This window comes from Mucilaginibacter sp. P4_C11, assembly GCF_056402115.1.
Genome location: NZ_JBFUIA010000006.1, coordinates 123,365 through 140,398 on the forward strand (window position 1 = coordinate 123,365; position 17,034 = coordinate 140,398).

Annotated in this window: 14 protein-coding genes; 4 read left to right on the top strand and 10 right to left on the bottom strand. The window is 45.0% G+C overall.

Annotated elements, in window-relative coordinates; genetic code table 11:
* Positions 1 to 94: 94 nt before the first annotated feature.
* From AC1DU2_RS07495 to AC1DU2_RS07510, 4 genes are all read right to left on the bottom strand, one after another.
* Positions 95 to 973 (bottom strand): SMP-30/gluconolactonase/LRE family protein, encoded by an 879-nt coding sequence (locus AC1DU2_RS07495; protein ID WP_477383570.1) that lies wholly within the window; start codon positions 971 to 973, stop codon positions 95 to 97.
* Between the two features lie 9 nt (positions 974 to 982).
* Entirely contained in the window at positions 983 to 1,753 is a 771-nt protein-coding gene (locus tag AC1DU2_RS07500; RefSeq protein ID WP_477383571.1) for an SDR family NAD(P)-dependent oxidoreductase, read from the bottom strand.
* A gap of 9 nt (positions 1,754 to 1,762) precedes the next feature.
* On the bottom strand, positions 1,763 to 3,478 hold the full coding sequence (locus AC1DU2_RS07505) for an IlvD/Edd family dehydratase (RefSeq protein WP_477383572.1): 1,716 nt from the start codon (positions 3,476 to 3,478) through the stop codon (positions 1,763 to 1,765).
* A 215-nt stretch (positions 3,479 to 3,693) separates the two neighbouring features.
* Positions 3,694 to 5,133: an aminotransferase-like domain-containing protein gene (locus tag AC1DU2_RS07510; protein WP_477383573.1), complete on the bottom strand. Its 1,440-nt coding sequence runs from the start codon at positions 5,131 to 5,133 to the stop codon at positions 3,694 to 3,696.
* Positions 5,134 to 5,225: 92 nt separating this feature from the next.
* Between AC1DU2_RS07510 and AC1DU2_RS07515 the strand changes: the two genes are divergently transcribed.
* The 3 genes from AC1DU2_RS07515 to AC1DU2_RS07525 all read left to right on the top strand — a co-directional run bounded on the left by AC1DU2_RS07515 (position 5,226) and on the right by AC1DU2_RS07525 (position 8,910).
* On the top strand, positions 5,226 to 5,687 hold the full coding sequence (locus AC1DU2_RS07515) for a GNAT family N-acetyltransferase (protein WP_477383574.1): 462 nt from the start codon (positions 5,226 to 5,228) through the stop codon (positions 5,685 to 5,687).
* 90 nt (positions 5,688 to 5,777) lie between these two features.
* Positions 5,778 to 6,977 (top strand): aminotransferase class V-fold PLP-dependent enzyme, encoded by a 1,200-nt coding sequence (locus AC1DU2_RS07520; protein ID WP_477383575.1) that lies wholly within the window; start codon positions 5,778 to 5,780, stop codon positions 6,975 to 6,977.
* 70 nt (positions 6,978 to 7,047) lie between these two features.
* Positions 7,048 to 8,910: an LTA synthase family protein gene (locus tag AC1DU2_RS07525; protein WP_477383576.1), complete on the top strand. Its 1,863-nt coding sequence runs from the start codon at positions 7,048 to 7,050 to the stop codon at positions 8,908 to 8,910.
* A gap of 17 nt (positions 8,911 to 8,927) precedes the next feature.
* Here AC1DU2_RS07525 and AC1DU2_RS07530 read toward each other — a convergent pair whose 3' ends face one another.
* From AC1DU2_RS07530 to AC1DU2_RS07540, 3 genes are all read right to left on the bottom strand, one after another.
* A complete protein-coding gene (locus tag AC1DU2_RS07530; RefSeq protein WP_477383577.1) occupies positions 8,928 to 9,308 on the bottom strand; it encodes a type II toxin-antitoxin system VapC family toxin in 381 nt (126 codons plus the stop codon).
* Entirely contained in the window at positions 9,293 to 9,529 is a 237-nt protein-coding gene (locus tag AC1DU2_RS07535) for a hypothetical protein (RefSeq protein ID WP_477354191.1), read from the bottom strand. The genes AC1DU2_RS07530 and AC1DU2_RS07535 overlap by 16 nt, the downstream gene beginning before the upstream one ends.
* A 78-nt stretch (positions 9,530 to 9,607) precedes the next feature.
* Complete coding sequence (locus AC1DU2_RS07540) at positions 9,608 to 10,462, bottom strand: LysR family transcriptional regulator (protein ID WP_477383578.1); 855 nt, start codon at positions 10,460 to 10,462, stop codon at positions 9,608 to 9,610.
* 87 nt (positions 10,463 to 10,549) lie between these two features.
* Between AC1DU2_RS07540 and AC1DU2_RS07545 the strand changes: the two genes are divergently transcribed.
* Positions 10,550 to 11,521 carry an alpha/beta fold hydrolase gene (locus tag AC1DU2_RS07545; RefSeq protein WP_477354197.1) on the top strand — a complete coding sequence of 324 codons (972 nt, stop codon included), beginning with the start codon at positions 10,550 to 10,552 and terminating at the stop codon, positions 11,519 to 11,521.
* An 80-nt stretch (positions 11,522 to 11,601) separates the two neighbouring features.
* On the opposite strand, the gene AC1DU2_RS07550 is transcribed toward AC1DU2_RS07545, so the two are convergent.
* From AC1DU2_RS07550 to AC1DU2_RS07560, 3 genes are all read right to left on the bottom strand, one after another.
* On the bottom strand, positions 11,602 to 13,902 hold the full coding sequence (locus tag AC1DU2_RS07550; RefSeq protein ID WP_477383579.1) for a S9 family peptidase: 2,301 nt from the start codon (positions 13,900 to 13,902) through the stop codon (positions 11,602 to 11,604).
* Positions 13,903 to 13,968: 66 nt separating this feature from the next.
* Positions 13,969 to 15,768 (bottom strand): DUF885 family protein, encoded by a 1,800-nt coding sequence (locus tag AC1DU2_RS07555; RefSeq protein ID WP_477383580.1) that lies wholly within the window; start codon positions 15,766 to 15,768, stop codon positions 13,969 to 13,971.
* 111 nt (positions 15,769 to 15,879) lie between these two features.
* On the bottom strand, positions 15,880 to 16,782 hold the full coding sequence (locus AC1DU2_RS07560; protein ID WP_477354207.1) for an AraC family transcriptional regulator: 903 nt from the start codon (positions 16,780 to 16,782) through the stop codon (positions 15,880 to 15,882).
* Positions 16,783 to 17,034 lie beyond the last annotated feature (252 nt).

The window sequence follows — 17,034 nt, forward strand, 5'->3', positions numbered from 1 at the left end:
ACCTCGCAATGACGGTAGTTTAGTACATGGATTTGGCCATATCTCGTTGCGCGTCATCACGTTTTTTTATTTTTAAAAGAGCATTTTTTGTAAGTTATTGGCCCTTAATATACTCAAAAGCTCTCACTCCCTGATGCCCGCAATCCTTCCAAACAAACAGCATGCCCGCAAGCGGCTGTTGCTCCAGTTCATTGGCGGTAAGGCCTTTTTGGGCGGTGGTGATGTACAGGTCACTTAGGTTGGGGCCGCCAAAGGTGCAGGATGTTACATTGGCTACGGGTAGGGGTAAGGTAAATAATTTGGTTGCGGTATGCGGGTTCCAGCGGCTTACCTGCCAGCCGTTCCAGTGGGCAATCCACAGCATGCCTTCGGCGTCGATGGTCATGCCATCCGGGTAGCCATCTTTTCCATCGATAGTGATCACCGTTTTTTTGTTGGAGATTGTGCCGCTGTGTACATCAAAATCATAGGCCACCACATTCATGGTCGGTGTATCAATATAGTAAAACGTTTTATGGTCGGGGCTACATGCTATTCCGTTGGATATGGTGGTGCCATGTATTTTGGGTGTGATTTGCAGGTCGGCATCCAACGTATATAATTTCCCGGCGTTCGGCGTTTCGTCAATAGCCATCGACCCGATCCAGAACCTGCCGGCCGGATCGCATTTGCCATCGTTAAAACGGTTTTGGGGCAAATGAGCTTCCGGCTGGGCAAAAAATGCAGGCTCGCCACTTTCACGGTTAACCATAGCCAACCCGTTTTTTAACGCGGCAAGTAATTGTCCATCGTTGCAAACTGTTACCGCGCCAACCATCTGTTTAACATCAATGGTTCTGAAAGCCTTGTTTTCGGGATTGTATTCATGGATATGGCCGCCCATAATATCAACCCAGTATAATAGGTTACTACGCCAATCCCAAACCGGCCCTTCGCCCAAAAAGCTGGCGTGGTTAACTGCTACTTCTACCATTGTGTTATTTTATTTAATGCCATCGGGCAAAGTACTTACAGATGTCCAACCACCATCAACAATCAGGCTTTGGCCGGTAATGTGTTTAGCCTCGTCCGATACTAAAAACAGCGCCGTGTTGGCAATGTCGGTAACGTAAGCCGGCCGCCCCATGGGGGTAATGTTCGACCATACACGTTCATAATCTGCTTCTTCCATAGTTCGTTCGGTTAAGGTGGCGCCCGGCGCAACGGTATTTACATTGATGCGGTAGTGCGAAAGTTCGATCACCAGGTTTTTGGCCAGCATCTCTAACGCGGCTTTGGTCATGGCATAGGCGGCAAGGCTTTTGAGCGCCTGGTGCCCTACTACCGATGAGGTAAAGAGTATTGCCCCGCCATTTGCCTGATCTTTCATTTGTTTGGCCGCCACCTGCGCCAGGAAGAACGAGCCGCCGAGGTTTACGTCCATTACTTTGGAGAATGACTCTTTGGTATAGGCAAAAAAATCGCCATATAAGGTAATGCCGGCATTGGCTATCACAATATCCAGCCGCCCGTATAGCTTTACGGCAGTATCAACCATGCTATTGATGAAAGCTACGTCGCTTGAATCGCCGGGGACGGCTAAACAACTACCCGGATGGTTTTGGTTGATCAGGTCTTCCGCTTTTTTCGCTAAATCGATATCTATATCATTCAATATTACGGTAGCACCTTTTTGGGCCAGCATGCGGCAAATTTCAAACCCTATGCCCTGGCCCGCGCCGGTTATTATGGCTACTTTATTTTTAAAACTCATTATATCAGCTTAATGTGAATCTCTTAAAACCTTACTGCCCGAACCACCCACCAGGAAATCCATATCGGCCCCCAGGTGCGCCTGCTGCACATGGTCAATATACAGTTTTACATAACCACGATTAGTAACCGGTTCGGGCGAAACGTATTGCCGCTTTCGTTCGGCAAACTCTTCGGTGCTAATAGCTACATTTAACGTACGGTTGGGCACATCAAGGGTTATCATGTCGCCGGTTTGGATAAGGGCAAAATTGCCGCCTGCCGCAGCCTCTGGCGATACGTGCAATACTACAGTGCCAAAGCCTGTTCCGCTCATACGTCCGTCGGATATGCGCACCATATCTGTAATTCCCTTTTCCAGTAGCTTTTTGGGGATGCCCATATTACCAACCTCGGGCATACCAGGATAGCCTTTAGGGCCGACATTTTTTAATACCAAAACGCTGTTTTCATCAACCTCCAGCTCGGCGGTATCAATACGGGCTTTAAAGTCTTCAATGTTTTCAAACACTAAGGCTTTGCCGGTATGCTGCATTAAATGCGCACTGGCAGCCGATGGCTTGATCACGGCACCCTGCTCGCACAGGTTACCTCCTAAAATAGCCAGGCCGGTAGCCGTATTAAAAGGCGCATCAACCGTAGTTATTACGTTGCTGTTATAGCCCACGGCATTGCTGTAATTATGGGCAATGGTTTTACCGTTTACCGTGATGGCATCCCTATGAAGTATGCCATCCAGTGCCTTTAAAACAACAGGCAGGCCGCCGGCATAAAACAGGTCTTCCATAAAGTATTGCCCGGATGGCTGCAGGTTGGCTATCAGCGGGATGTTTTTTGATAACGGATCAAAATCCTTCAGTTCAAGTGGTACGCCAATGCGGCCGGCAATAGCCAGCAAATGGATCACAAAATTTGTCGATCCGCCTATGGCGGCGTTGGTCATGATGGCGTTTTCAAAAGCCTGGCGGGTAAGTATGTCGGATAATTTCAGATCTTCCTTAACCATCTCGACAATGCGTAAACCCGAGAGCTGCGCCAACACCTTCCGCCTGGAATCGGCAGCAGGAATAGCCGCGTTGCCCGGCAATGAAAGGCCCAATGACTCAACCATACAAGCCATAGACGAGGCTGTGCCCATAACCGCACAATGCCCCTGGCTGCGGCACATCGCCGCTTCTATGGTGAGCAATTCTTCTTCTATGATCTTGCCCGAGCGTACATCATCATGGTAGCGCCAAACATCGCTGGTGCCTATTTGCTTGCCACGGTGGTTACCCGTAAGCATTGGTCCGCCAGATACCACGATAGTAGGGATATTTACACTACAAGCGCCCATTACCAACGATGGGGTTGTTTTATCGCAGCCGCACAAAAGTACCACGCCATCCAGCGGGTTGGCGCGGATAGATTCTTCTACATCCATACTGGCCAGGTTACGGTACAGCATGGCCGTGGGCTTCATTAAAGTTTCGCCAAGCGACATTACCGGGAACTCGACCGGGAACCCGCCGGCCTCTAAAATACCCCGTTTTACCGAATCGGCAAGCTCGCGAAAATGAGCGTTGCAGGGGGTAAGCTCGCTCCAGGTATTGCAGATGCCTATTACCGGTTTACCTTGAAATTCATAGTCGGGGATGCCCTGGTTTTTCATCCAGGCGCGGTAAATAAAGCCATCCTTGCCTTTACGGCCAAACCATGCCCTGCTTCGTAGTTCTTGCTCGTCCATTAGTTGATATTGTTTTGCAGCCCGGGGGCGTTTATAATTGGTGCTGAAACAAATATAATCGCAATATTTAATTATGGATGCGCATTCATTGGTTGTTTTTTCTTTTGTAGAGGCGCATCACATGCGTCTTCCGTGGGATATTCAGGATTTGCATGGCCGATTTGAAGGCCGGATTTGCATGCTGGAGGGTAATTATGCGTCTTTCAGAAAAAAAATCATAGGCTACCCACCAAATCGCCCAGCACCTTAATACTCTGCTCCACCACATTGTCAAAACTTAGCCCAAAACTAATGCGGATAAAATTGGTGAACCGGGCATCGGTGCTAAAAATCTGGCCGGGGGCAATGCTGATGTTTTGTGCAATGGCAAGCTGGTAAAGTTCAAAAGCGTTGATGTGTTTATCCAGCTCAACCCATAGCGCGTACCCGCCTTGCGGCCTGCTTATTTTAGTGCCCGGCGGAAAATAGGTAGCGATAGCCTGTGTATACCTGAGCGATTGCGTGTACAAAGCCTTGCGCAGGTTACGCATATGCAAATCATACCGGCCGGTTTCAAAAAAATGGGCAATGGCAGCCTGCGTTGGCGTGGCCGCACTGATGGTATGCATCATTTTTAGATTGATGATTTGCTCTTTAAACCGCCCGGGGATACACCAGCCCACCCGGTAGCCTGGCGCTATCGATTTGGAAACAGAAGAGCATAACAATACCCAGCCATCCTTGTCATAGCTTTTGCAGGTACGCGGGCGGCTTTTACCAAAGTATATCTCGCCATAAATATCGTCCTCAATCAGTGGGATTTTTTTGGCGGCTAACAAAGTAACCAGTTGCTGCTTGTTTTCATCGGGCATACAGCTACCTACCGGGTTACTAAAATTGGTAACAAACAGGCATACTTTAATATCAACCTCATTGATGGCCTGCGTTAAATAATCCAGATCGATACCTGAGTCGGGGTTAACCGGAATTTCAAGTACTTTTAAATCAAGGCTGAGCATAATATTAAAAATGCCAAAATAGGTAGGGCTTTCAATAGCGATGGTATCGCCGGGTTTGGTAAGTGCACGCAGGCAAAATATCAGTGCCTCCATGCAGCCCTGGGTGGTAACTACATCATCTTCCGTAATATTACCGCCCCAGTTAAATGCGTTTTTGGCTATCTGTCTGCGCAACGAAACGTTGCCCTGCAGGTTTTCATAATTGATATTGCCAGATGGACTTTTGCGAATAGCCTCCATCATCGATTTATTGAGTTTGGCCATCGGTATCATGCTGATCGGTGGCGATGAGCGCGACAGGCGCAACACGCTATCGCAATCCATGTTTTGGTATACCATGGCTATCATATCGGTAACGCTGGCTTGCGCTATTTTTTGGATGGGCGGCTTTGTGGCCGGCACATGGTTAACTTTTGCAGGCGAAAACTTAACATAATAGCCCGATTTTGGGCGGGCCTCTATCATTCCCATATTCTCCAGCTCCACATAAGCTTTATACGATGTACTGATGCTAATGCCCTGCTCCAGGCTTAATGCCCGTACAGATAGCAGCCTGTCGCCGGTTTTTAACAGCTTTTGTTTGATTTGTTTTTCAATGCGCGATACTATCTGTGCATATAAAAAATCATCGGCCTGGGCTACTAATTGTTTTTCCATATCAAAATCTGTTATGGTCAAAATTAATAAAACTGAATCTGTTTTACTACAGGCAGATACTTTTACTTTGTATTTATAAATGATTTAAAAAAATGGAACTGCAACTCATCGATTATCAGCCCGAATACCAGCCTTACTTCGAAAAGTTTAACAAGGCCTGGCTCGAAGGATTTTTTGTGGTTGAACCGCTTGACAAATGGGTTTTAGAAAACCCCGGCGAAGCCATGCTGAAACAAGGCGGCAAAATATATTTCGCGGCGTCCGGCGATACCATTATAGGCACTGTTGGGCTGCGTTTTATTGAAGATGGCGTTTTTGAACTTACCAAAATGGCTGTTGATAAAGCCTATCACGGCGGCGGGGCTGGCAAATTTTTATGCCAGGCCGGCATAGATAAAGCCAGGGAAATGGGCGTTAAAAAACTTATCCTTTTCTCGAGCCGCGTTTTGAAAAACGCCATTCATATTTACCACAAACTGGGCTTTACCGAGATACCCGTAACACCCGGTACATATGGCCGCGCGGATATCATGATGGAGATAAATTTTAAATAATTGTTTCGGACAAAGGCGCTAACAAAGTAAACAAGTCAATAGAAGCTTAGCGTCTTTGAGCGAAACACTTCAACCCCTACTAAACTAACCATGAACATCACCCCAATAACCGAACAGCAAGTAGCGCAATTACGTGCCGAAACAATTGGCACAACTCAAAAAATACATTTCAACAACGCGGGGTCATCTTTAAACCCCGATGTAGTGGTGGATACCGTAATTAACTACCTGCGCGAAGAAGCAACCCTGGGCGGCTATGAAATTGAAGATAAATACCGGGAGCAATTAAACAATACTTACAACCTGGTAGCCAAATTGATTAATGCCGATGCGGGCGAAATTGCCATTGTTGAAAATGCAAGCACCGCCTGGGGCATCGCCTTTAACGGTATCGATTTTAAGCCCGGCGATGAGATCATTACCTGCGAAATGGAATACGTAACCAATATTATTGGTTTTTTAAATGTTCAAAAAATATTGGGTGTAACCCTTAAAATAATACCCAACGATACACAAGGGAATTTTCCGCTGGATGTTTTTGAACAGGCCATTTCGCCCAAAACAAAACTCATCGCCATAACACAGATCCCGTCGACGGCAGGTGGCATGATCCCGGTTGTGGAGATTGGGAAAATAGCCCGCAGGCACAACGTTTTATATTTGGTTGACGCCTGCCAAAGTGCCGGGCAAATTCCGCTTGATGTAAAAGAGATTGGCTGCGATATGCTATCCGTAACCGGCCGCAAATACCTGCGGGCCCCGCGTGGCACAGGATTTTTGTTTGTGCGTAAAGAGATCCAGGACTCGTTGAGGCTATTGTTTATGGATGGTTACAGCGCACCAACCGTAAGTTTGCATGATTTTAAACCACGAGGCGATGCCCGCAGGTTTGAGTTGTACGAGAAGAACCGTGCCCTCACCCTTGGGCTGGGTAAAGCAGTGGACTACGCCTTAAATATCGGCTTGGACAGGATTTGGGAGCGCATACAATACTTAGCCACCCTATTGCGCCGTGAACTGGCCGCGATTGAGGGGATTACCGTTCATGATTTTGGCGCGCAGCAATGCGGTATTATAACATTTTCGGTAAAAGGATTGGAGAATGCATTTGTAAAAAATAAACTGGCCGATAAAAACATCAATGTATCTGTTGGCAAAGCCATATCCACCCTTATTTATATGGATAAACATCATTTGCCAAGCAACGTAAGGGCATCGGTGCATTATTATAACACGGAGGAGGAGATACAGATACTTTGCGCCGAACTAAAAAGCATGCTTGTCAGCTAAAGTCCATATTGTGTTTACCTTACATTAAAGGCTTCTTAACATCAGGTTTAAATAGTTATTTTTGAAACCGATGTTAAGGAGCCTTTTCAGTTTTTGTCGATTTTTTATTTTCTGGACCATACTGGCCATCATTACCCGTGTGGTGTTCGAAGTCTATTTTCGCAACAAACTTAGTGGCGCCAGCTTTTCGGAGATAGCCCAAACCTTTCAGTACGGGTTCCTGATGGATGCTTCAGTTGCTGCATATATCAGTTCAATTCCACTGCTTGTATTTTGTGTTAACTGGTTTACCAAAAAGCACATTGGCAGTAAATGGCTCAGGTTTTATGTTTACCTGGCTGTGATTATCATCGCTATTGTAACGGTTGTTAACCTCAACATCTTCCGCGAGTGGGGTACCAAGGTGAATTTCAGGGCGTTTGACGTTTTCTTTAACGCGCCATCCGAGGCATTTGCAGCGTCCAGTTCGTCGCCGTTGTTTTTAACTTTTGTGCTGTTTGTGGTGTTGATAGCCGGGGGTGTTTTTCTGTCGAAATACATTATCGATTTTGATTTCAAAAAACCCAACGCGCCACTGATTCTCAAGCCCGTTATAGTGGTTTTATTGTTGGGCATAAACCTGTTGATCATCCGGGGCGGCCTGCAGGTAGCGCCGATAGCCCAAAGCAATGCCTATTTCTCGGCAAAACCCATCCTTAACCAATCGGCATTAAACACCGAATGGAACCTGATCCAGAACGTGGTTGAGAACCTGGAATCGCCGGGTAATCCTTACGTATTTATGCCTGCCGAAAAGGCTTCGGCGATGGTTGATAGCATGTACGCTGTAAAAAAGGACAGCACTTTACACATCCTGACAACCAACCGGCCCAACGTAGTTATTTTTCAACTTGAAAGTTTTACTGCCGACCTCATTGAATCATTAGGCGGCGAAAAAGGCGACTCACCTAACTTTGAAGATTTTATAAAACAAGGCGTTTTGTTTGATAGTGTATACGCAGCCAGCGACCGTACCGACAAAGGCATCGTAGCCATTATGAGCGCTTTCCCGTCGCAGGCTACGCGCACCATTATCATTGATAACGAAAAGCAGGAACGCCTGCCGGCCCTCTCCGGTGTTTTTGCCGACCTGGGTTACCGAACATCGTACTTTTATGGTGGCGAAAGTGAGTTCATGAACTTTAAAGCCTACCTGCTAAGCCACAAAATAACTGACCTGGTAGATAAAAGAGATTTTGAAGCTAAAGAAATGAACTCCAAATGGGGGGCACACGACGATATTTTGTTCCGGCGGAATATCAGTTACCTGAACAAAGTACAAAAGCCGTTTTTTAGCTATGTTCAAACGCTAAGCAACCACGAACCCTTTGAGCTTCCGGTTCCACCGCATTTCCCCGGCGATGATATGGGCAACAAATTCAGGAGTACTGCCTACTATACCGATGCCAGCCTTAAACAATATTTTGATGCCGCTAAAAAACAAAGCTGGTATAAAAACACGCTGTTTATTTTAGTGGCCGATCATGGGCACCGCTTACCGCTGGATAAATCGGAACCTTACCAACCCCGTAAATACCATATCCCCATACTGTTTTTTGGCGACGCCATTAAACCAGAATACCGCGGTCTGAGGGTGAAAAAGCTGGGCAACCAAACAGATATAGCCGCCACCCTGCTGGCTCAGTTAAACCTGCCACATCAGCAATTCAAATGGTCGAAGGATTTACTGAACCCCTACAGCCGGGATTTCGCATTTTTTGACTGGGATAATGGCATGGGCTTTATGCTACCCAACCAGGCTGTTACTTACGATAACGCAGGCCAAACGGTTAGCTATATTCAGACTAAGAACGCACCAAAAGGTTATACTGACAAAACGTTGGACTATGCCAAAGCTTTTATGCAACAGGTGTTTACGGATTATTTGAAGTAGCTGGGTTCAGCGGCTTCTTACAGATCATAAGGATTAAAAATTTTCAATTCTACAATCCTTTTAAAATCCGAGGTGTCATTGGTGATTAAAGTAAAATCGTTGACCAATGCAGTTGCCGCGATAATGGCATCTGGTGTTTTTATTTTTATTGCTTTTTTTATCGTAATAGTCCGCTCAACCAGATCTTCAGTTAGCGGGATGATATTTGAATACTTTAAAAATTCCAGCATTTTTACCTCTTCTGCCTCATCACTGTTGTAACCAAGCAGTTCAATTTTGGTAATAACGGAAATACGAAGCGCCTCATCAAAAATAATATCCAATGATTTAAGCTGACCTTTTGTAAATCGATTAGCAATATAATCTATCAGGACATTACTATCTACAAGGTATCCCATTCAGCCCTGCTCTGGTTAACATGTTCATGCATTAATTTAGCACTTTTTTCGGATAAAAAACCACGTAGTTGAGAGGGTTTAAGCGTTGGGGGCGCTACCTTCACGTTATGCTCGTCTTCTTTTATTTCAAACGCAATTATCTCTATCATTTTGCCTACGAGTTCATCTGGCAAAGTGAGTGTGAGGTTATTTTGATCTGATTTTAAAATTGTGCGTATCATGTATAGCAAATATATGCATTTTAAATACCATTTTATTCAAAGGTGTTAAGAACAACAATTTCGCCCGCTTTATAACTATCAATACATCTCCATAAATGCCTTCAACGCCCTTGATTGTGGTACATCTCTCCGGGTTATCAGTACGGTGGTCATAGTACCTATTTTCTTGTTCATGGCAAAAGTATTTATCTTCCGGTTGTTGTAATACTGGCTAATCACTTCTTCGGGTAATATACTTACGCCAAGGCCGGCTTCTACAAAGTTGATGATGCCTTCGATGGAGTTAACCACGATGCTTTTGTAGCGGATGATGCCTTTTGAACCAAGCCACGATTCCAACCTCGACCTAAAAATACAGCCCTGGTCAAACACCACAATTTTTAAGGGACTAACGGCAATGGCGTCGTCAATATTTTTGATGCCGGCCGGTGCTAAAATAGCCAGTTGCTCGTCTTTAATCATCACCTCCTCCAACTCGGGTATGTTAACCGGCGCAGGCACAAAAGCCGCATCCAGCTTATAATTCATAACATCGCTGATAAGGCTGCCCGCCATGGCCGATCTGAACTCCAGCTCAACCTCCGGATAAGTATCTGCAAAATAGTTTATGATGCCAGGGGCTTTGAGTGCCATGGTGGTTTCAATACAACCTATTTTGATGTGTCCTTTAACCTGGTCGGCATTTTGGATGTCTTTTTTTGCTTCCTCAATCAAGTGGCCTACCTGTTTGCTGTACTGCATCAAAGTTTGCCCGGCGGCCGTCAATTCAACCTTGCGTGATGTTCGGGTAAAAAGCTCGGTGCCAAATTCTTCCTCCAAACTTTTAATGCGTGCCGTTACGTTTGATTGCACCGTAAACATGAATTCGGCAGCTTTGGTAAAACTGCCATTGGCCGCCACGGCTTCAAATATTTTAAGATCGTTGGTATTCATAAATCACAAAATATGATAATATAAATCATTATAAATCGTTTTTAACAATCAAATGTAAGGGTTAGTTTTGAATAAGCGAAACAGCAAATGAAAAACATAACAAAAACAACACTCTCGTTATTAACAGCGGTCAGCCTGGCAGGTAGCCAGTCGCACGCTTTCGCTGTTAAACATTCACAACCAAATAAAAACACCATGGAAACCACTCAAGTTCATTACCGCAACATTAAAGCTAACGGGCTGAACATATTTTACCGCGAAGCCGGATCAAAAGATGCCCCCGTAATTTTATTGCTGCACGGCTACCCAACATCATCGCACATGTTCAGGAACCTAATACCCATACTTAGCGAAAAATACCACGTGATAGCCCCCGATTTACCTGGCTTCGGCTATTCAGACGCGCCCGACCATACCCGGTTTACCTACACATTTGATAACCTGGCCAACACCATGCAGGCTTTTATAGACGAACTTAGCCTTAAACAATTTGCACTATACATATTTGATTATGGTGCGCCAACCGGGTTAAGGCTGGCAATGGCCAATCCCGAAAAAATCACCGGCATCATATCACAAAACGGCAACGCCTATGTTGAGGGCCTGGGCGACGCGTGGAACCCTATCCAGCGGTACTGGAAAGACGATTCAAAAGCAAACAGGGATGCCTTGCGGGATTTTGTGAACCTAAAAATAACCTGGTTCCAGTACCACGAAGGTGTAGCCGATTCATCATTGATAGCCCCCGAAAGCTACACTTTAGACCAATATTTTTTAGATCGTCCCGGAAACGTGGAGATTCAATTGGATTTAATGAAAGATTATAAAACCAATGTGGAACTGTATGCAAAATTTCAAGCTTATTTTAGGCAATATGAACCTAAATTCCTGGCTGTTTGGGGCAACAAAGATCCCTTCTTTTTACCAGCCGGTGCCGAAGCTTACAAACGCGATAACCCTAACGCTACCGTTAAATTTTATAATACGGGGCACTTCGCTTTAGAAACCCATGTTAACGAAATTGGCGGCGATATTTTAAATTTTATGGCGGGTCTTTAAGCCAAAAAAGCACAGGAGCACCAACGGAAAAGCACAGAGCGATATGCCCTGTGCTTTTCTGCTTATCGTGCTTGCCCGACCTAAAAACCTGCCGTTGCCGATGCTGTTTCGCCACTATTCCTTGCGGGAGGATCTGTACCCAGTAAATGTTTTACAAAAAAATCGCGCTTCTTTTGTCGCCCGTAAACACCGCCATCGCCGTGGCCCATGCCCGGCACGGTAAGCAAATCGAAAAATTTATTATTTTTTATCAGCGCGTCGGCAAAACGATAGGTGGACTCGGGTGGTACATTGGTATCGGCCTCGCCCACTATCAGCATTAAATTGCCCTGTAGTTTTGCAGCGTTGGTGATGTTTGATTGTTCGGCATAATGCGGGCCTACGGGGTAGCCCATCCATTGCTCGTTCCACCACTGTTTATCTATGCGGTTATCGTGGCAGCCGCAAGCAGAAACCGCGGCTTTATAAAACTCGGGGTGAAACAATACCGCCCCTGCCGAATTTTGCCCGCCTGCTGATGTGCCATAAACACCCACCCTGCTAATATCAGCCTGCGGGTATTTGGCCGCCAGCGCTTTCATCCATAAAATACGGTCGGCAAAACCTGCATCGGCAAGGTTATGCCAGCATACATCATGAAAAGCTTTGGAGCGGTTGGCGGTACCCATGCCATCAATTTGTACCACAATAAAGCCAAGCTGGGCTATACTTTGCATTTCGTTAACGGCTGCAAAGTTTTTAGGTACAAATGAATCCTGCGGCCCGGCGTAAATATTTTCAATTACCGGGTAACTTTTAGCAGTGTCCATATTGGCAGGGCGATAAACTACGCCCCATATATCGGTTATCCCATCGCGCCCCTTTGCTACAAACACTTCGGGCAATTTTATGCCGGTATTTAATAAGGGCGTTAGATCAGGGTGCTCCAACTCCATAACAGTTTTCAGCGTAGCTGTATTTTTGAGCACCATACGCGGCGCAACATTTACCTCCGAGTAAGTATCTGTATAATATTTCCTGTCGGGAGAGAAAGTAAGCCGGTGATTCCCTTTTTCGGGTGTAAGCTCAACCATATTTTTACCATCCAGGCCCATACGGTAATAATGGATAAAGTAGGGGTCTTCGGCCGTGTTTTTGCCGCTGGCGGTAAACCATAGCTGCCTTTTATTTACGTCAACGCTATCAATATCCCGTACCACCCAATTGCCTTTGGTAATTAGCTTTTCTTTGCCGGTAAGCTCATCAACCAGGTAAATATGTCGCCAGCCATCTTTTTCGGTTATCCATACTACCTCATGCGTTTTGGGCAAATAATATGTATACAGCCTTTGCTCGTAAATAAAAGTATTCGTTTTCTCCTCGATGATATTGCGGGTTTTGCCTGTTTGTACATCCACCTCAATAACCCGGAACCGCTGATGCCCCCTGTCAACCTTTTCATAAGTGTAAAAGCGGCTGTTACCATTGCGCCAGTGCAGTATGGGCGCTCCAAAAAAATCAATCTTTTCGGCATCAACGGGTAGCTTGCTTTTATCGGTTATGTTAAAAATAAAAGGCTGGTACGATGTAAATTCATCGCCCGGCTGGTCGTACTCATGCGATTCGAGCTGCCCCCTTGTGGTGCCGGGTACCGAACTTAATACATAGTATACCTTCTTTGTTTTTTTAGGATCGGTAAGGTAAGCCACCAAATGCTTACTATCCGGCGACCATGAGATTTCGGCATACGGCTTATCATTTGTACCATCAGTTGTAAACTGTATTTCGGCAGAGCCCTTTAATGCCCTGGCATACAAATTCCCGTTCCTGATAAAAGCCGTCCATTGTTTATCGGGCGAAACCGAATCGGTAACATTAGCCTCCCAGCGATAGGTGCGTTTTTGCAGCGGGGCGGTCGGGTCGTAATCCTTAAAAACGGTATCGGTAGTTTTTTCGCAATGGTAGTTACTTAAATCGCATTTGAGCCAGTTTTTGCCGGTTTTAAAAGTAACCTGCTTTTCATCGGTGCCATAAAACATGGTCGCGATGCGTAGTTTATTTGCCGGTACAGGTTTACCTAACGCGGCAGCCACAGCATTGGCCATTTGTTTGGTATCAAAGGCCATTTGTTTGGTTTGTTTTTCGGCATTAACAAAGTAATATTCGGTACCATCGGCTCCTGCGCGCTTGTCATACCAAAATTGCTTGCCGTTTGCCTGCCAGTTGGGCCTGATGTTGGTTACAACCGGGATCTTTTTCCAGGCAGAATCCAACCTGTCGGCGTTGGCATAGGCCTGCAGCATTTGTTGATGGGTTGGCAAATATGGCGTAATCGCCGGTTTTTGGGCATAGCTAAAGTTAGCTGCAAAAACCAGCAACAAACAAAAACGAATGTATCGCATTTGGAGACAGATGAAATTGATGAATATTTTTAATGCCGCCCGGCGTTAAAACCGGGCGGCATTTTGTTATTTATTAAAATCGTAAAACTTCCAGCTGGTGGCAAAATCCCTGGTTAATGGCTGGTTAATAAATGTGGCCCGCATCATTTCAATAGGGATAAGGTTCTGTTTCATAAATGTATCATGAAATTGCTTGTAGCTCATTTTACCACTATCAACCATCTCTTTTTTAAGCTCCATAATTTGCAGGCCGCCCAGCAGGTAGGCTACCTGGTAAAGCGGACTGTAGCCCCCTTCAAAAGAACGCCTTACTTCGCCTGCCGCATTGGCCTTTTCGTGCCCTACACGGTCAATCAAAAAGTCGATACATTGCTGTGGTGTCCATTTACCCAGGTGATAGTTGAGCGAGAAGATGATCCTGGCGCAACGGTGCATACGCCAAAATAGCATCCCTACCCTTTCTTCGGGAGTTTTGGCAAAGCCCTTATCATACAGTAATAATTCCCAGTATAACGACCAGCCTTCTACCCCAAATGGGGTCACAAAATCCTGCCTGTAGGCTTTGTACCTGCTGTTCATAAAATATTGCAGGTTATGGCCGGGTATTAATTCATGCTGTACTGTTCCCCTCGAAAAATAAGGGTTATTGCCGCGCATGCTCATCAGTTTATCCTGCGCTTCCATACTATTGGTTGGGTACGATATCATGATCTCTTTACCACCCAAAAAGAACGGGTTAACCAATTGTCGTTCGGGCGACATCATTGTCATGCCCCAGGTTTCTTCGGCCAATGCCGGTATCGTGATCAGGTCACGCTCCTTAATAAAGCTGATAGCATCGTTATATAATTTCACAATCAGTTCTGGCTGATGACCTACCGGAACATAGCTGTTTTTTACCTTCTCCAATGCTTTTTTCCAATCGCTGCCGAACCCCATTTCCTGCGATGCCTTTAACATTTCTTTATCGCACCAGGCAAATTCTTTATTGGCCAGTTGGATCAGTTCTTCAGGAGTATAGGGTATCATCTCGGCCTGTAACTGGCTTATCAGGGCATCGCGGCCAATGGGCACGCCTTTTATGCCGCTGCTATCGGGCTTTTGGCTTGTTATCACTTTGCCTTTGCTTAAAGCTATATCGCTGTACTTGCCAAGGGCAGCATCAAGGGCTTTATAGGGCGCGGGCACCCACCATGTAAAGGCAGGATCGTATGTATTGTAAAAGCTATAAAAGTCTCTTAGGCGCCCCTTAAGGCCTGCCAGCGCCTCTTTAGTAATGCGAGCCAATGGCATATCCAGGCTGGGAAGTTTATGATATGCCGCGGTATCGGCTTTTAATTGTTTCAGTATGGCGGTTAATTCGGTCGCCACTTTTTCGCCGTCCATAAAATCGCCGTGGCGGCGTTTCTTTTCCAGGGCGTAAATACCATCGGCACATGAAAGGTATTTGGCAACCTGGTTGTACTGTTCCTCTTCCTTTTTCAGATCGCCCAGGTCAAAGTTGATGCGTTTCTTTAGTAAAATATAATCTACTTTACCATAAATGCTCATCGATTCAAAATCGGCTTGTTGTAGTTGCTTCAGATAATCATTATCAATCTCAACCAGCCTTTTGCGTTGCTCGGGCGAATTAAGCACACTCATTTTATACTCATCCTCGTTATGCTCGTTGACATAATAAGGCGAGTAAAAATCTTTAATGGCATTAACATCCTGCCCGTAACGGATGATGGTGCCCGCCATTTCGCTGGTTTGCTCATAAAGGGCGTTGTTAGCGGTAGCCGTTTGCGCCTTGCCCGCCAATGAGCAGGTTGTTAAACAAATTGCAGCAAAAAAGGTGGTGGTTGTTTTTGTGATGGTAAACACAGTTTGTTTTTTTTTATGGTAAGTTAGCTGTTTTATTTAAAAGCTTAAAGCAAAAAGTGCAAGTCTTAAAGCTTTAAGACTGTCGAATTAATTGACCCTGCCTGGGGTATGTTAGCTTGCCGCCCTGCTCAGGCTTACAAGGTTATTATTATATGAATCAAGGTAGCCGCGGGGCGAGTTGCCTATTACAAATTTAAATACCCGGTTAAAATTGGTGATACTTTTAAAACCACATTTGTAAGCTACAGTATTAATACTCTCAAACTTGTGGGCTATTAGTTTTTTGCAGGCCTCGTTTACCCGTATCTCGTTTAAAAACGATATAAAGGTATGCCCGGTATGCTTTTTGAAATACCGGCAAAACGATTCGGGCGTCATAAAGGCTACTTTGGCAACATCCTCCAGCGTTATTTGCTCGCTATAGTGCTGCATAATAAAATTGTAAATATTGCCTATCCTGATCCCCTCATTCTCGGTAATACCGGGCAGGTTGCCATAGGTTGATAAAGGATCGAGCTTTGTTTTCATATTCACCAACGCCTTAAGCAGGTTAAAAAACTGAACTAGCTGATCTGTGCCACCGGCATTTCGTAAAGCTATCATGGTTTGTGATACCTTGTCAGAAGCACTATGGGGTAATTTAAAACCCTGTTGGTGCTGCTGCAAAAACATCTTGCTCGATTTTAGCTCTGGTAAATCAAACAGCGGGGCTAAGGTTCCTTCGGGGTTAAAGAAAATAGTTATAGCCTCAATTTGTTTATCGCCGCCGCTTACAAAATATTCGGGGTTGCTTTTAAACACATGCGGTAAATTGGCGCCCAGTAAAAAAATATCGCCCGATGAATAATCGTGCATGTTGTTGCCGGCAATCAGGGTTCCTTCTCCTTTCTGGATCCAGGTAATCTGTATTTCTTTATGGCGGTGCAAATAAGGATAATGGTATGGAAGAGAAACTTTTTCTGCTATCACACTCTTATCATGGGGTACAGGGATAGTAAATTGTAAAACTTTCATATGAACGATTGTTAATGTTCCCTGAATTTACAATTACTTAACTCTAAAAACCAACAATTGACCCTAAACGGATAAAATGCTGCTATCATCTGTTAATTTCATGCAGATGAAGCTGTTAAAACCGTAACCAATAATGCCTTTTTTAACCATTTCAGCAACAATATTAAATGTTATTTATACAATAATAAAATACTCATTATAACTATCAATCATGCGTTTGCGCCATTATTGAGTAAATTAATTGTATCGCGA

Coding starts and splice junctions, on each gene's coding strand:
- AC1DU2_RS07510 (WP_477383573.1), bottom strand. CDS start 5,133: ATGGAAAAACAATTAGTAGCCCAGGCCGATGATTTTTTATATGCACAG.
- AC1DU2_RS07495 (WP_477383570.1), bottom strand. CDS start 973: ATGGTAGAAGTAGCAGTTAACCACGCCAGCTTTTTGGGCGAAGGGCCG.
- AC1DU2_RS07515 (WP_477383574.1), top strand. CDS start 5,226: ATGGAACTGCAACTCATCGATTATCAGCCCGAATACCAGCCTTACTTC.
- AC1DU2_RS07535 (WP_477354191.1), bottom strand. CDS start 9,529: ATGATACGCACAATTTTAAAATCAGATCAAAATAACCTCACACTCACT.
- AC1DU2_RS07525 (WP_477383576.1), top strand. CDS start 7,048: ATGTTAAGGAGCCTTTTCAGTTTTTGTCGATTTTTTATTTTCTGGACC.
- AC1DU2_RS07500 (WP_477383571.1), bottom strand. CDS start 1,753: ATGAGTTTTAAAAATAAAGTAGCCATAATAACCGGCGCGGGCCAGGGC.
- AC1DU2_RS07560 (WP_477354207.1), bottom strand. CDS start 16,782: ATGAAAGTTTTACAATTTACTATCCCTGTACCCCATGATAAGAGTGTG.
- AC1DU2_RS07545 (WP_477354197.1), top strand. CDS start 10,550: ATGAAAAACATAACAAAAACAACACTCTCGTTATTAACAGCGGTCAGC.
- AC1DU2_RS07505 (WP_477383572.1), bottom strand. CDS start 3,478: ATGGACGAGCAAGAACTACGAAGCAGGGCATGGTTTGGCCGTAAAGGC.
- AC1DU2_RS07550 (WP_477383579.1), bottom strand. CDS start 13,902: ATGCGATACATTCGTTTTTGTTTGTTGCTGGTTTTTGCAGCTAACTTT.
- AC1DU2_RS07540 (WP_477383578.1), bottom strand. CDS start 10,462: ATGAATACCAACGATCTTAAAATATTTGAAGCCGTGGCGGCCAATGGC.
- AC1DU2_RS07530 (WP_477383577.1), bottom strand. CDS start 9,308: ATGGGATACCTTGTAGATAGTAATGTCCTGATAGATTATATTGCTAAT.
- AC1DU2_RS07520 (WP_477383575.1), top strand. CDS start 5,778: ATGAACATCACCCCAATAACCGAACAGCAAGTAGCGCAATTACGTGCC.